Origin of the sequence: Roseomonas acroporae (assembly GCF_023223525.1) — a bacterium.
GTDB lineage: Bacteria > Pseudomonadota > Alphaproteobacteria > Acetobacterales > Acetobacteraceae > Roseomonas_E > Roseomonas_E acroporae.
Genome location: NZ_JALPRX010000302.1, coordinates 1 through 327, shown reverse-complemented (window position 1 = coordinate 327; position 327 = coordinate 1). Strand labels below are relative to the sequence as shown.

Below are 327 nucleotides of genomic sequence, written 5' to 3'. Positions count from 1 at the left end.
GCTGTCCAGCACGTAGGTGTCGTCGCCGGTGCCGCCGAGCATGATGTCGTTGCCCGCGCCGCCGTCGAGGTAGTCGTTGCCCGCGCCGCCGGTCAGCGTGTCCCTGCCGTCGAGGCCGTAGAGGCTGCTGCCGGCGTCGTTGGCGTAGAGGTGGTTGTCGAGGCCGTTGCCGGTGGCGGAAAGCCCGCCGGTGCCGCCGGTCAGGATGAGGTCGGCCTTGTCGCCGGCCAGCGTGGTGCTGCCGCCGCTCTGCACCGCGTTGGGGAACAGCACGCTCGGCGCGTAGCCGTAGATGCGGACGTAGTCGATCAGCATGTCCGCCGGCAG

General features: G+C 70.9%; 1 protein-coding gene. It reads right to left on the bottom strand.

Annotated features, from left to right (window positions below):
• A partial coding sequence (locus tag M0638_RS28640) for a calcium-binding protein (protein WP_408903692.1) occupies positions 1 to 327 on the bottom strand: 327 nt, incomplete at both ends.